Genomic DNA, 13,588 nt, shown 5'->3' with positions numbered 1-13,588 from the left:
CCGGTGAAGATCACGGCGGACACCGACAGCTGCGTCTCCTCCGGACAGTGCGTCCTGCTGGCGCCGGGGACGTTCGACCAGGACGAGGAGTCCGGCACCGTCGTCGTCCTGTCGGAGGAACCGGCGGACGGCGAGGAGGAAGCGGTCCGGCAGGCAGAGCTGACCTGCCCGGCCGCCGCGATCCGGCTCACCGGGTAGGAGCGCGCGCGTCCGGTTTGCCGGTTAACCTGCACCGGTGACCGCACAGCCGGACCGCGGACGGGAACACCGCCGCGCTGCTCGACGCCGCGGCAACGCTCTTCGCCGAGCGCGGCTTCGACCGGACCACCATGCGGGAGATGGCCGGGCAGGCCGGGGTCGACCAGGCTTTGCCGTTCCGCTACTTCGGCGGTAAGGACGCGCTGTCCGAAGAGGTCATGGCCCGTGGCGGCCGGGGAACGCCTGGCCGCCACGCCGCCGGAAGCCACTTCGGCGTCGTGGCGGCGCAGCATGCTCGAGCCCGCGGACTCGAAACGCCGCAACGCGGCCCTCGAGATGTACCCGCGCTCGACCGGCAGCCACGACACGGCCGCCGCGATCCGGCTCACCGGGTAGGAGCGCGCGCGTCCGGTTTGCCGGTTAACCTGCTCCCGTGACGGAACAGGCCGGCCGGCGCCGGGACTCGGCCGCGACGCAGCGCGCGTTGCTGGATGCCGCCGCCAAGCTGTTCGCCGAGCGTGGCTTCGACCGGACCACCGTGCGCGAGATCGCCGGCGAGGCCGGGGTCAACCAGGCGCTGCTGTTCCGCTACTTCGGCAGCAAGGAAGCGCTTTTCGAGGCGGTGGTGGCCCGCAACGGCCGTGAGCAGCTGGCCACCACCCCACCCGAACGGCTCTTCAGCGCCTCCCTGCGCAGCATGCTGGCGCCCGAGGGCCCGCGGAACCGGACGCTGGAGACGTACCTGCGCTCGTCGGGAAGCGACGGCGTCGCGGCCGCGATCCGGCAGGAGATCGGCGAGGAGTACGCGCAGGTGCTCGCGACGCTGACCGACGAGCCGGACGCCGGGCTGCGCGCCGACCTGGCGCTCGCCTGGCTCATGGGCATCGCGCTGGTCCGCGAGGTCTCCCGCAAGGAACCGCTGGCCAGCGCCGATCCGGACGACATCTGCCGGCTCGTCCTCACCGCGACGAAGACGCTTCTGGAGCGCACGGAATAACCGCTCGACACCCGCCCTACGGTCGGGAGCATGGCGACCTTCCCGTCCGCGGCGACCGAGGCGGAGTTTCGCGCGCTCACCCGCGCGGCGCTGCTCCCCGCCGTCACGACGCTGCTGGGGCGGTCGGACGTCGTCCCGTTCGCCGAGGGTTCGCTGCCGGTGTACGCCGTCGGCGACGACCTGGTGCTCAAGCTGTACCCGCCGGTGTACCTCGCCGAGAGCACTACTGAGCGCACCGTCCTCGAAGCACTGCGCGGCACCCTGCCGACGCCGGCGGTGAAGGACGCGGGCGAGCGCGACGGCTGGGGCTGGCTGCTCATGGAACGCCTGCCCGGGCGGACACTCGCCGAGGCGTGGCCGGCACTGTCCACGGAGGACAGGCGGCGGCTGGTGCGCGAGCTGGGCGAGCTGCTGGCCACTCTGCACGCGGTCGACGACCCGAGGCTGGCCGCCCTGGCGCCCGCGGACTGGGCGGAGTTCGTGGCGGCGCAACGCGCGAAGGTCGTCGAGCACCACCGGAAGACCGGATGGGACGAGACGTGGATCGAGCAGATCCCGGCGTTCCTCGACGCCGTCGACTTCGGGACACCTCCGGTCGTGCCGCTGCACACGGAGTTCATGCGCGAGCACGTCATGGTCACCGAAGGCCGCATCACGGGCTTGTTCGACTTCGAGCCCGCGATGCGCGGCGCGGCGGAATACGACTTCGTCGCGGTGGGCCTGTTCGTGTCGAAAGGCGACGGCGACCTGCTGCGCCACTTCCTCGACGGTTACGGGCAGCCGATCGATCCGCGCCGGTGCCTGGCGTACGCGTTGCTGCACGTCTACAGCAACTTCCCCTGGTACTTCGAGGAACTGCCGACGCCGCCGGAGCCCACCCTCGACGCCCTCGCGACCGCCTGGTGGGGCTCAGGGCAACGCGCGACGCAGTAGTTCCGCCAGGTGCACCGGCGTGCGGCCCGACTCCTGGGCGATCTGCGTGCGGCAGCTGAACCCGTCCGACACCACCACCGTCTCGTCCGCAGCCGCGCGGATCGCCGGCAGCATCCGGTCCTCCGCGACCGCCTTCGACACCTCGTAGTGCCCGCGCTCGAAGCCGAAGTTGCCCGCCAGGCCGCAGCAGCCCGCGTCGAGCGTCGTGTTGCGGACCCCGGCCGCGGCGAGCGCCGACTCGTCGGCACCGAAGCCGAGTACCGCGTGCTGGTGGCAGTGCACCTGCGTGATCGCGTCGACGTCCAGCGCCGCGAACGGGATCGGGGCCCGCTCCAGCAGTTCCGCGAACGTGAACGTCCGGGACGCCAGCAGCGACGCCCGCGGGTCGTCCGGCAGGAGCGCCGGCAGGTCGCCGCGGAACAGGGCCGTGCAGCTCGGTTCCAGCCCGGCCACCTCGTAGCCGTCTTCGAGGTACGGCGCCAGCACCGAAAGCGTCCGGTCCAGGACGCGGCGCGCGACGCCGAGCTGGCCCGTCGAGACCCACGTCAGTCCACAACAGACTCCACGGTCCGGCAGCACGACGTCGTAGCCCGCCGCGGTCAGGACCTCCCAAGCCGCGTCGAGCACCGAGGGCGTCAGGTAGTTGTTGAACGAGTCCGGCCACAGGACGACCCGGCGCTCCCCCGACGCCCGCCGCCGCAGGTCCGCCCGCGACTTCGTGAACGGCGCGGGAGCGAACGACGGCAGATCTCGTTCCGGTGCGATCCCGCCGAGCCGTTTCACCAGGCCCGCCACCCGGGAGCGTCCCACGGAGTTGGCGAGACGCGGCATCCGGGCACTGAGCCGCAGCCACAGCGGCAGCCAGCCCATCGAATAGTGCGACGCCGGCCGCAGCCGCCGCCGGTAGTGCTGGTGGAGGAACTCCGCCTTGTACGTCGCCATGTCGACGTCCACCGGGCAGTCCGACAGGCATCCCTTGCAGGACAGGCACAAGTCGAGAGCATCGTGGACCTCCGACGATCGCCAGCCGTCCGTGATCACCTCGCCGTTGATCATCTCGGCGAGCAGGTGCGCCCGCCCGCGCGTCGAATGCCGCTCCTCGCGGGTGGCCCGGTAGCTCGGGCACATCACGCCGCCGCCGCTGGTGTTGCGGCACTTGCCCACGCCGACGCACCGCCGCATCGCCTGCCCGAAACTCCCCCGGTCTTCCGGGTAGCCGAGGAACACGCTGTCCTCGAAGGCGGCTGACGTGGACCGCACGCGCAGGTTCGCGTCGACCGGCCGCGGCGCCACCAGGATGCCGGGGTTCATCCGCCCGGCCGGGTCGAAGATCGCCTTGAAGCGCCCGAAGAGGTCCATCATCTCCGGGCTGTACATTCGGGACAGCAGCTCGGACCGCGCCTGGCCGTCACCGTGCTCGCCGGACAGCGAACCGCCGTGCGCGGCCACGAGGTCCGCGGCCTCCTCCAGGAACCGCCGGAAGCCCGCGACGCCGGAAGCCGACAGCAGGTCGAAGTCCAGCCGCAGGTGCAGGCAGCCTTCGCCGTAGTGCCCGTAGACGACGCTGCGCCGCCCGTGCGCCCGCATCAGCTCCTTGAACTCGCGCAGGTACGCGCCGAGCCGCTCGGGCGGGACGGCCGCGTCCTCCCAGCCCGGCCAGGCCTCCGAGCCGTCCGCGAGCCGCGTCGCGAGCCCCGCGCCCTCCTCGCGGATGCGCCACAGCCCGCGCTGCGCGGCCGGGTCGTCCACGATCGCGAACCCGGTGAGGTCGAGCGACGCCGCCAACGCGCGGGCCCGCGAAACCGGGTCGTCACCCGCCAGCTCGACGAACAGCCACGCGCCACCCGGCGGCAGGTCGCCGGCCCGGCCCGGCAGCATCGCGACCAGCTCGGCGTCGACGCCTTCGACGGTCAGCGGCGACCACGGCAGGATCGCCGGAACCGCGTCCGCCGCCGCGATGTCGGACGGGAACCCCAGCACCGCCAGCACCTTCCGGTCCGGCAGCCGGGCGAGGGAGACGGTCGCCTCCAAGATCGTCACGCAGGTGCCTTCGCTGCCGACGAGCGCCTTCGCGACGTCGAAGCCGTTCTCCGGCAACAGGTGTTCGAGCCCGTAGCCGGACACGCGCCGCGGCCACGTCGAAAGTTCCTTGCGCAGCAAGGCCAGGTTGTCCCGCACCAGCGCCCGCAGCTCGTCGAAGATCCGGCCCTCGGTGGGTTCGTCCGGCCCGACCCGCAGCCGCGTGCCGTCGTAGAGCAGGACGTCCAGCGAGCGGACGACGTCGACCGTGCGCCCCCACGCCACCGAGTGCGAGCCGCACGCGTTGTTGCCGATCATCCCGCCGAGCGTGCAGCGGCTGTGCGTGGACGGGTCCGGGCCGAACCGCAGCCCGTGCGGCGCGGCGGCCGCCTGCAGGTCGTCGAGCACCGTGCCGGGCAGCACCCGCGCGAGCCGGGTCTCCGGGTCCAGCGAGAGCACCCCGCCGACGTGGCGCGAGGTGTCGATGACCAGGCCCGGCCCGCACGCGTTCCCGGCGACGCTCGTACCACCCCCGCGGGCGATCACCGGCAGGTCACGTTCGCGGGCGGCGGCCACCGCGGCGACGACGTCGTCGACCGTCTCCGGCAGGACGACCCCCCGCGGGACGTGGCGGTAGTTGGACGCGTCGGTGGTGTACAGGGCGAGCGTGGCGGCGTCGGTGAGGATCTCCACGCCCCCATTCAAGTCGACCGGCGGCGTCCGTACCTCTCCAGCCGGGTATGTCCGAAACCACAGTCCGTGTGCCATCGTGATCGCGTGACGGCAAAGGAGCACGTCGCCGAGTACAGCGCGGTGCTGGGCGAGCTGCTGCGCGAGCGCGAAAAGCTGCTCGGCACCCTCGACCGCGTCGCCGCGCTGCACGGGACCGCGCGCCTGGTCCGGGAGACGGTCGGCGCGAAGGCCGGGTTCGTCGCCGAGCTCGACCGGCCCGGGCTCGCCGTGATCCGCTGGATGTCCGGCACCCGGACGGACTCGCTGCAGGACCTCGAAGTGCCCGTCGGCCAGGGCATCGGCGGGCGCGTGCTGGCGCTGGGGCGTCCGGTCCGGGTGGCCGACTACGTCAGCTCGCCCGCGATCACCCACCAGTTCGACGCCCAGGTGCGCGGCGAGGGCCTGGCCGCGATGCTCGCCGTCCCGGTCGTCGCGCGCGGCGAGACCGTCGCCATCGCCTACGCCGCCATGCGCGAGCCCGCCGACTTCGGCGACGACGCCGTCCGGCGGATGGAAGAGGTCGCCCGCCAGGCCGGGACGGCCCTGCAGCTGGCGAAGGTCGCCGAGACCGACCGCACGGCCGCGGTGGCCGGCGAGCGCCTGCGGATGCAGAGCGCGCTGCACGATTCGGTCGGCGCGCTGCTGTTCTCCATCGGCGTCCAGGTGCGCGACCTGCACGACGACGTCCGCGAGCACCCCGGCCTGGAAGCGCGGCTGCGCCGGCTGGAAGGCGACGTCTCGGCGGCGGCCGGGGCGCTGCGGGAGTCGCTGCTGGCGCTGTCGGAGTCGAGCCCGGAGCGGGCGCTGCCGGTCGAGCTGGCCGAGCACTGCCGCTCGTTCCAGGCGCGTTGCGGCGTCCCGGCCCGGTTCGTGCAGCTCGCGGCGGTGCCACCGCTGGACGCCGAACGGACCGCGCTGCTCGTGGCCGCGGTCCGCGAGGGCCTGCTGAACGTCGAGAAGCACGCCAAGGCGTCTTCGGTGATCGTCAGCCTGCTGCCCAGCGACGACGGCGTCCAGGTGGTCGTCGCGGACGACGGCACCGGCGCGGCGGCCGTCCCCGGCACGGGCGTCGGCCTGCGGACGCTCAGCGGACGCGCCTTGCGGCTGGGCGGCCGCGTCAGCCTGGTCCGCGACGAGGACGACGGCTGCACGCTGCGCGCGTGGGTGCCGCTGGTGCGGCGGTGACCCCCATGACCCCCGCCAGCGTCTTCGTCGTCGACGACCACCCGGTGGTCCGCGACGGCGTGACACTGCTGCTGCGCTCGGACCCGTGCCTGACCGTGATCGGCTCGGCGGAGTCCGGGCGGCTGGCGATCGAGCGGGTGGCATCGCTGGCCCCCGACCTGATCCTGCTCGACCTGCGGCTGCCGGACATGCTCGCGCCGGAGGTCGTCACCGAGCTGCGCCGGGTGCACCCCGAGGGCAAGATCGTGGTGTTCACCGCGCACGGCGACCATCAGGGCGTGCTGGCCGCGCTGGAGTCGGGCGCGCACGGCTGCCTGCTCAAGGACGCCGCGGGCGCACAGCTCGTGACCGAGCTGCGGCGGGTGCTGCGCGGCGAGCGCGTCGTCGACCCGCGCATCCTGCCCGACGCCGGGCAGCGCTCGGACGCACTGGCCCGCAGCGGCCTGACCCGCCGCGAGTACGAGGTGCTGCGGCTGGCCGCCCAGGGCCAGACGAACCCGGAGATCGCGGAGTCGACGGGCCTGGCGCGGAACACGGTGAAGACGTACCTGCAGTCGGCCCTGCACAAGCTGGGCGCGCGCAACCGCGTCGAGGCCATCGGCAAGGCCAGCGAAGCCGGCTTGCTGTGAGATCCTCCGCCGGGTGACCATCGACCTGCACGCGCACAGCACGGCCTCGGACGGGACCACGCCGCCCGCGGAACTCCCCCGGCTGGCCGCCGAGGCCGGGCTGACCGTGCTCGCCCTCACCGACCACGACACCTTCGCCGGGCTGGCAGCCGCCACCGCCGCCTCGGACATCGAGATCGTGCCCGGCGTCGAGATCTCCTGCCGGCTCGACGATGCCGAGGTGCACCTGCTCGGCTACTTCGCCGATCCCGGGTACGCGCCGCTGGCCGCCGAGCTGGAGCTGATCCGCACCGATCGCACGCGCCGCGCCGTGCGGATGGTCGAGCGCTGCCGGGAGCTGGGTGCGCCGATCACCCTGGCGCAGGTCGAGGCGATCGCCGCGGGAGCGCCGCTCGGCCGGCCACACATCGCCGCGGCCCTCGCCGCCGTCGGGATCGCCGATGCCTTCACCCCCGACTGGATCGTCGACGGCGGCCGGGCCGACGTCCCGAAGCACGTTCTGTCCACAGTGGACGCGATCGGGCTGGTCCGCACGGCCGGCGGGGTGACCGTGCTGGCGCACCCGCGGTCGGTGAAACGCCGTGCGGAAGTCAGCGACGCGCAGCTGACCGCGCTCGCGTCGGCCGGGCTGACCGGGCTCGAGGCCGACCACCCGGAGCAGGGCCCCGAGGTCCGCGCGCGGCTGCGGGAGGTGGCCGCCGGACTCGGCTTGCTCGCGACGGGCTCCAGCGACTTCCACGGCGACCGCAAGCCGGTCCGCCTCGGCGAACTCACCACCTCACCCGACGTGTTCGAGGCGCTGCGGGAAGCCGCCGTGTCCGTTTCGTAGCCGCTTACCTCTCCACGTGGGGGTATCGGCCGGCCCGACCCCACCGCAGGATGACCGCCACCGACAGTGACTCACGTCACACGAGTGGAGGAGGCGTCTTGCGCCCAGGAGTGAGTCCGTGCTGACCGTGCGTGGCCTTCGGGTGCGGTACGGCCGGTCGACGGCCGCCCTGCACGGGGTCGACCTCGACGTCTCCGCCGACGGCGTCCTCGCCGTGCTCGGCAGCAACGGTGCCGGGAAGTCGACCCTGCTCAGAGCCGTCTCCGGCACCCTCCGCATGCACCGCGGCGCGATCGAGGACGGCGAGATCCGCTACGACGGCCACGTGCTCGGCAAGCTCGACCCGGCCCGGATCGTCGGGCTCGGCGTCGTCGGCGTGCCGGAAGGACGGCAGATCTTCGCGCGGATGACCGTCGAGGAGAACCTGCGCGCCGGCGGCATCGGAGCGCGCGGCGCAGCCGAACGGGACGCCGCCCGCGAACAAGTCGACGAGCTGTTCCCCGTGCTCCGGGAGCGCGCCAAGCAGCGCGCCGGGCTGCTGTCCGGCGGTGAGCAGCAGATGCTGGCGATCGGCCGGGCGCTCATGTCCGCGCCGAAGCTGCTGCTGCTCGACGAGCCGTCGCTGGGGCTGGCGCCGAAGGTCGTCCAGCAGATCGCCCGGACCATCCGCGAGATCCACTCCCGCGGCACCGCCGTGGTGCTGGTCGAGCAGAACGCCGTGATGGCGCTCGGCGTCGCCGACCACGCCGTCGTGCTGGAGGTCGGCCGGGTGGCGCTGGCCGGGACGGCCGCCGAGCTGGCCGCCAGCCAGGACGTCCGGCGGCTCTACCTCGGCGGGCACGCCGAATCGCAGGAAGCCGCCGACGCCGAAGCGGAGACCGCGCGCGAACGCCTGGCCGGCCGGACGTTGTCGAGGTGGGCCGGATGACGCCGCCGGAACTGCGTGTCGAGAACGTCTCCCTCCGGTTCGGCGGGATCCGTGCCCTCGACGAAGTGAGCTTCACCGTCACCCCCGGCTCGCTGCACGCGCTGATCGGGCCGAACGGCGCCGGGAAGTCCAGCTGCTTCAACGTGATCAGCGGCCTCTACCGGGCCGACGCCGGCCGCGTGCGGCTCGGCGACACCGACCTCACCGGGCTCGCGCCGCACAAGCTCGCCGGGCTCGGCGTCGGCCGGTCGTTCCAGAACGCCGCGCTGTCGCCCGGCTCGACGGTGCTGGACAACGTGCTGCTCGGCCGCCACGCGCTGACCCGAGGCGGTTTCCTCGAGGTCGGGCTGCGGCTGCCGTGGACGGTCCGCTCCGAACGCCGCCACGCCGAACGCGCGCGGGAGATCTGCGCGTTCCTCGGCCTCGAGGCGGTCGTCGACGCCCCGGTCGGCGCGCTGCCCTACGGCGTCGTCAAGCGGGTCGACCTGGCCCGCGCGCTGGCCGTCGAGCCGGTGCTGCTCCTGCTCGACGAGCCCGCGGCCGGGATGAACGCGGCGGAGACCGCGGAGCTGGCCGGCACGATCACCGGGATCCGCGCCGAGCTGGGCATCTCGATCCTGCTCGTCGAGCACGACATGGGCCTGGTGATGGGCATCGCCGACCGGGTCACGGTGCTCGACTTCGGCCGCCGGATCGCCGACGGCACCCCGGCGCAGGTCCAGTCGGACCCCGACGTCATCAAGGCCTACCTCGGCACGGAGGCGGCGTGAACACGTTCCTGCAGCTCACGGTGAACGGCCTCGGCAAGGGCGCGGTGTTCGCGCTGCTCGCGCTGGGGTTCGTCATCATCTTCAAGGCCACCGAGGTGGTCAACTTCGCGCACGGCTCGCTGGTGCTCTTCGGCGGCTACCTCGTCGTGGTGACGCGGGACGCGCTCGGCTGGGTGGGCGCGTCGCTGGTCGGCATCGTCTCGGCCGGGCTGCTCGGCCTGGTCCTGGAGCGGCTGCTGCTCTCGCGCTCCCGCCACGCCGACGCGAACAGCCTGGCCCTGCTCACCATCGGCGTCGACGTGATCGTCACCGAGGAGATCGTGCGCCGCCTCGGCGTCACGCTGCCCTTCCTCGGCGACGCCTGGGACGCGAAGCCGTTCCAGGTCGGCGGGATCACGCTGTTCCGCACGCACCTGGTCGCGCTCGGCGTGGCCGCGGTGCTGATCACGGCGTTCTGGCTGGCCTTCAAGTACTCGGACTGGGGCGTCGCGATGCGGGCGCAGGCGGAGAACCGCGAGGCCGCCGCGCTGATGGGCATCCGCAGCTCCCGCGTCACCGCGACCGCGTGGCTGGTCGCCGGGCTGCTGGCCGGGGTGGCCGTGCTGTTCATCGCGACGCAGGACTTCTCCGGCGCCGGCCTTTCCCGTGGGACGCACTCGATCGCGCTGGCCGCCTTCCCGGCGGCGATCCTCGGCGGCCTCGACTCGACGGCGGGCGCGGTGGTCGGCGGCTTGGTCGTGGGCATCGTGGAAGCGCTGTCCGCGCAGTACGTGTCGTTCGACTTCTCGAAGAGCGCGGTGTTCCTGGTGATGCTGGTGGTCCTGGTGGTGCGGCCCTCGGGGCTGTTCGGCACGAGGGAGCGAACCCGTGTCTGACAGTGCCGTGTCCGAAGTGGACAGCCCGCCCGCCGCCGAAGCCGCGCCGCCGCCGCGCCGCGATCTCGCGAAGCTGGTGCGCCGGGCCGCGTGGCTCGTGGTGCTGGTCGTCCTGCTCGCGCTGCCGCTCTACCTCGACGCGGCCTGGCTCAAGGCCGGCCAGTACATGATGATCGGCGGGGTCGGCGCGATCGGGCTGACGCTGGTGGTCGGGCAGGCCGGGCAGCTTTCCCTGGCCCACGCGTTCTTCCTGCTCGCCGGCGGCACGGCGTACACCGTCCTTTCCGGACCGACCGGTGACGACCGCGTCGTCGGCTTCGGCCTGGACCCCGGCCTGTCCCTGGTCGGCGCGGTCGTCGTCTCCGCGCTGCTGGGCCTGGCCTTCGCGCCGGTGGCCGGGCGGCTGCGCGGGATCTACCTCGGCGTCGCCTCCCTGGCCCTGGTCTTCCTCGGCCTCTACTTCGGGCAGTCGGCGGAAGAGCTCACCGGCGGGACGTCGACCGGGCGCGCGCCGGCGCCGTTCTCGCTGTTCGGCTTCCCCTTCACCAACGACGGCCCCGAGATCACCGTGCTCGGCGTCCCGATCCGGCAGGCCGAGCGCATGTGGTACCTCTTCCTGCTGCTCACCGTCGTGGCTTTCGTGATCGCCCGCGGCGCCGTCCGGGGGCGGCCCGGCCGGTCATGGCGGGCGGTGCGCGACAACGAGGCCGCGGCCGCGGTGATGGGCGTCAGCGTTCTGCGCGCCAAGGCGGGCGCGTTCGCCGTCTCTTCGGCCTACGGCGGTCTCGCCGGCGCGATGACCGTGCTGTGGTTCGACATCCTCAAGCCGGACGAGAGCGAGTTCGGCACCTACGGCATCAACGTGTCCATCGCCTACCTCGCGATGGTCATCATCGGCGGGCTCGGCTCGGTCCCCGGCGCGCTGGTCGGCGCGCTGATCGTCAACGGGCTGCCGCAGGTGCTCTCCCTGTACTCCGCCGACCTGGGCTGGTTCGCCGGCACCGGCGACGGCGCGCTGACCCCGATCCTGGTCAGCTCGTTCGTCTACGGCGCCGCGATCATCGTCGTCGTCCTGTTCGAGCCGGGCGGGCTCGCCGCGATCGGCCGCCGGCTCACGCAGCGACGTTTTCGCCGTCAATCCGGTCAACCCGCGGAGGAATCATGAAACGCACACACCTGGCGGCGGCGCTGGCGGCCGTCCTCGTCCTCTCGGCGTGCAGCACGAAAGCGGGCGACGCGGGCTCGTCGGGCCCGGACAGCTCGGGCGTCAAGACCGGCAAGGGGGTGACGGCGACCGAGGTGACGCTCGGCGTGATGACCGACAAGTCCGGCGTCTTCAAGAACCTCGGCCTCGGGGTCACGCAGGGCAACGAGCTGTGGGCCAAGGACTTCAACGCCGCCGGCGGCGTCTGCGGCCGCCAGGTGAAGCTCGAAGAGGTCGACCACGGCTACAAGGCCGACACGGCGAAGACGCTGTACCCGCAGATCGAGCCGAAGGTGCTCGGGTTCGTGCAGCTGCTCGGCTCCCCGGTGGTGGCGGCGCTGAAGCAGAACCTGGCGTCCGACAAGGCCGTCGCCGCGCCCGCGTCGTGGTCGTCGGAGCTGCTGGACAACCCGTACGTGATGATCGTCGGCACCACCTACGACGTGGAGATGATCGACGGCCTGGCGTACCTGCAGGAGCAGGGGATGCTCAAGGACGGCGACACGATCGGGCACGTCTACATCGACGGCGAGTACGGCAAGAACGGCCTGCGCGGTTCGCAGTTCTACGCGAAGAAGCACAACCTGACGGTCAAGGAAGTCAAGATCACCTCGACCGACAGCGACCTCACGAACGTCGTGACCGGGCTCAAGGGCGCCGGGGTGAAGCTGATCGCGCTGACCACCACGCCCGCCCAGACCGGCTCGGCGGTCGCGGCGAACAAGGCGCTCGGGCTCAATGTGCCGGTGCTGGGCAACAACCCGACGTTCGACCCGGTGCTGCTGAAGAGCCCGGCGGCGAACGCGCTGGACAAGCTGACGGTGGTGGCCAGCAGCGTGCCGTTCTCGGCCGACCTGCCGAAGGCGAAGGACGTCGCGGCGAAGTACAAGGCCGCGTACAAGGAGACGCCGAACGGCGGTGTCCCCTACGGCTACGCGGTCGGCGAGGTGTGGGGCGCGGTGCTGAAGAAGGCCTGCGACAACAAGGACCTCACCCGCGACGGCATCGCCGCGGCGCTGAAGCAGACGACGTCGGCGAACACCGACGACCTGGTCGCGGCGCTCGACTTCTCCAAGCCGGGGACGCCGGCGACGCGCCAGGTCTACGCCGCGACCCCGGACGCCTCCGCCGAGGGCGGCGTCCGGTACGTCAAGCCGCTGTTCGAGGCGCCGGAGGCCAAGGAGTACGTGGCTCCGCACCAGAAGTGAGCCGTCGCGCGGCCAGCGCGGCCGCCTCGCGCAGCGGGGTGGTCGCGTTGGCCTTCGCGGCGTCCAGCAGGTCTTCGACGGTCTTCCCGATCGTCTCGACGCGGGCGAGCGCGGCCTCGTGGTCCAGGCCCTCCGCTTCCCGCGAGAGCGTGTACAGGATCCCGCCGGCGCTCGCGACGTAGTCCGGGACCCACAGGACGCCCCGGGCGGCCAGGTCGTCCGCGACGGCGTCCTCGGTGAGCTGGTTGTTGGCCGGGCCGACGACCAGCGGGGTGTCGAGCCGGGCCACCGTCTCGGGGCTCAGCGCCCCGCCGACCGCCGCCGGGACGACGACATCGGCGGTCAGGGTGAGCGCCTTCTCGGGCTCGACCCAGGTCAGCCCGACGCTTTCGGCGCCGGCGCGCTTCGCCGGGTCGATGTCGGAGACGACGACGTCGGCACCGCTCGCGTGCAGGCTCGCCGCGAGGTGGGCACCCACGGAGCCGTAGCCGCTGATCACCACCCGGCGGCCCGTCAGGTCCGCGCCGCCGAACACCGCGGTGGCGGCGGCACGGAGGGCGGCCAGCACGCCGACGGCGGTCGGGCCGCTGGAGGAGCCGGTGCCGCCCGCGGACTCGGGCACGCAGAACGCGAACGCCGAGACCTCGCGCAGCACCAGCATGTCGGCCGGGCCGGTGCCGACGTCCGGGCCGGCCAGGTAGGCGCCACCGAACTCGGCGACGAGGTCGGCGTGGTCGAGGAGGACGTCCCGGCGTTCCGCCGGCGCGAGGACGCGTCCGGGCTCCAGCGCGATGACGCTCTTGCCACCGCCGAACGCGAGCCCCGCGACGGCGCACTTCGCCGTCATGGCCGCCGAAAGGCGCAGGACGTCGTCGACCGCCTGGGTGAGGCCGTCGTACTGCTTCAGGCGGCAGCCGCCGACGGCCGGGCCGAGGGCGGTCGAATGGATCGCGACCATCGTGGTGACGCCGGAACGACGGCCACGCCGGGCGACGAGCTGTTCATGTGCGGTCATGTCGACCGAAGTTAGAGTGATCGTCGGTGTTGTCGACAAGTCTCCGAACGAAATTCGGTAATGACG

General features: G+C 72.8%; 14 protein-coding genes. 12 read left to right on the top strand and 2 right to left on the bottom strand.

Annotated elements, in window-relative coordinates; all coding sequences use genetic code 11:
* Positions 1-3 precede the first annotated feature (3 nt).
* The 4 genes from ABZ342_RS18550 (at position 4) to ABZ342_RS18535 (ending at position 2,128) form a co-directional block, all read left to right on the top strand.
* Positions 4-198, top strand: coding sequence for a ferredoxin (locus tag ABZ342_RS18550; protein ID WP_360474285.1), 195 nt, complete (start codon positions 4-6; stop codon positions 196-198).
* Between the two features lie 225 nt (positions 199-423).
* Positions 424-594, top strand: coding sequence for a hypothetical protein (locus tag ABZ342_RS18545; RefSeq protein WP_360474486.1), 171 nt, complete (start codon positions 424-426; stop codon positions 592-594).
* A gap of 37 nt (positions 595-631) precedes the next feature.
* Entirely contained in the window at positions 632-1,195 is a 564-nt protein-coding gene (locus ABZ342_RS18540) for a TetR family transcriptional regulator (RefSeq protein ID WP_155541767.1), read from the top strand.
* Between the two features lie 30 nt (positions 1,196-1,225).
* Positions 1,226-2,128, top strand: coding sequence for a phosphotransferase (locus tag ABZ342_RS18535; protein WP_360474283.1), 903 nt, complete (start codon positions 1,226-1,228; stop codon positions 2,126-2,128).
* Here the strand turns inward: ABZ342_RS18535 and ABZ342_RS18530 are convergent.
* A complete protein-coding gene (locus tag ABZ342_RS18530) occupies positions 2,105-4,840 on the bottom strand; it encodes an FAD-binding and (Fe-S)-binding domain-containing protein (protein WP_360474281.1) in 2,736 nt (911 codons plus the stop codon). The two genes, ABZ342_RS18535 and ABZ342_RS18530, sit on opposite strands and share 24 nt — an antisense overlap.
* Before the next feature lie 84 nt (positions 4,841-4,924).
* On the opposite strand from ABZ342_RS18530, the gene ABZ342_RS18525 reads away from it, so the two are divergent.
* The 8 genes from ABZ342_RS18525 (at position 4,925) to ABZ342_RS18490 (ending at position 12,507) form a co-directional block, all read left to right on the top strand.
* Positions 4,925-6,064: a GAF domain-containing protein gene (locus ABZ342_RS18525; protein WP_360474279.1), complete on the top strand. Its 1,140-nt coding sequence runs from the start codon at positions 4,925-4,927 to the stop codon at positions 6,062-6,064.
* Positions 6,065-6,069: 5 nt separating this feature from the next.
* On the top strand, positions 6,070-6,693 hold the full coding sequence (locus tag ABZ342_RS18520; protein ID WP_360474277.1) for a response regulator transcription factor: 624 nt from the start codon (positions 6,070-6,072) through the stop codon (positions 6,691-6,693).
* A 13-nt stretch (positions 6,694-6,706) separates the two neighbouring features.
* The gene (locus tag ABZ342_RS18515) at positions 6,707-7,522 is read left to right on the top strand and encodes a PHP domain-containing protein (protein WP_360474275.1); all 816 of its coding nucleotides are present in this window, start codon (positions 6,707-6,709) and stop codon (positions 7,520-7,522) included.
* A 118-nt stretch (positions 7,523-7,640) separates the two neighbouring features.
* On the top strand, positions 7,641-8,450 hold the full coding sequence (locus tag ABZ342_RS18510; RefSeq protein ID WP_360474273.1) for an ABC transporter ATP-binding protein: 810 nt from the start codon (positions 7,641-7,643) through the stop codon (positions 8,448-8,450).
* A complete protein-coding gene (locus tag ABZ342_RS18505; RefSeq protein ID WP_360474271.1) occupies positions 8,447-9,220 on the top strand; it encodes an ABC transporter ATP-binding protein in 774 nt (257 codons plus the stop codon). Before ABZ342_RS18510 ends, ABZ342_RS18505 begins: the two co-directional genes overlap by 4 nt.
* Positions 9,217-10,095 (top strand): branched-chain amino acid ABC transporter permease, encoded by an 879-nt coding sequence (locus tag ABZ342_RS18500; protein ID WP_360474269.1) that lies wholly within the window; start codon positions 9,217-9,219, stop codon positions 10,093-10,095. Before ABZ342_RS18505 ends, ABZ342_RS18500 begins: the two co-directional genes overlap by 4 nt.
* Positions 10,088-11,260: a branched-chain amino acid ABC transporter permease gene (locus ABZ342_RS18495; protein ID WP_360474267.1), complete on the top strand. Its 1,173-nt coding sequence runs from the start codon at positions 10,088-10,090 to the stop codon at positions 11,258-11,260. The genes ABZ342_RS18500 and ABZ342_RS18495 overlap by 8 nt, the downstream gene beginning before the upstream one ends.
* Positions 11,257-12,507, top strand: coding sequence for an ABC transporter substrate-binding protein (locus tag ABZ342_RS18490; RefSeq protein ID WP_360474265.1), 1,251 nt, complete (start codon positions 11,257-11,259; stop codon positions 12,505-12,507). Before ABZ342_RS18495 ends, ABZ342_RS18490 begins: the two co-directional genes overlap by 4 nt.
* Here ABZ342_RS18490 and ABZ342_RS18485 read toward each other — a convergent pair.
* Positions 12,449-13,522 carry a Glu/Leu/Phe/Val dehydrogenase dimerization domain-containing protein gene (locus ABZ342_RS18485; RefSeq protein ID WP_360474263.1) on the bottom strand — a complete coding sequence of 358 codons (1,074 nt, stop codon included), beginning with the start codon at positions 13,520-13,522 and terminating at the stop codon, positions 12,449-12,451. The two genes, ABZ342_RS18490 and ABZ342_RS18485, sit on opposite strands and share 59 nt — an antisense overlap.
* Between the last annotated feature and the right edge of the window lie 66 nt (positions 13,523-13,588).

It is taken from the genome of Amycolatopsis sp. NPDC005961 (assembly GCF_040629235.1).
GTDB classification, from domain to species: Bacteria; Actinomycetota; Actinomycetes; order Mycobacteriales; family Pseudonocardiaceae; genus Amycolatopsis; species Amycolatopsis camponoti.
Note: the sequence above shows the minus strand (reverse complement) of the source record. Positions and strands in the feature narration are given on the sequence as shown.

Excerpts from the sequence above, each read along its gene's own strand:
- ABZ342_RS18520 (WP_360474277.1), top strand. The coding sequence starts at position 6,070 with ATGACCCCCGCCAGCGTCTTCGTCGTCGACGACCACCCGGTGGTCCGC.
- ABZ342_RS18485 (WP_360474263.1), bottom strand. The coding sequence starts at position 13,522 with ATGACCGCACATGAACAGCTCGTCGCCCGGCGTGGCCGTCGTTCCGGC.
- ABZ342_RS18535 (WP_360474283.1), top strand. The coding sequence starts at position 1,226 with ATGGCGACCTTCCCGTCCGCGGCGACCGAGGCGGAGTTTCGCGCGCTC.
- ABZ342_RS18490 (WP_360474265.1), top strand. The coding sequence starts at position 11,257 with ATGAAACGCACACACCTGGCGGCGGCGCTGGCGGCCGTCCTCGTCCTC.
- ABZ342_RS18505 (WP_360474271.1), top strand. The coding sequence starts at position 8,447 with ATGACGCCGCCGGAACTGCGTGTCGAGAACGTCTCCCTCCGGTTCGGC.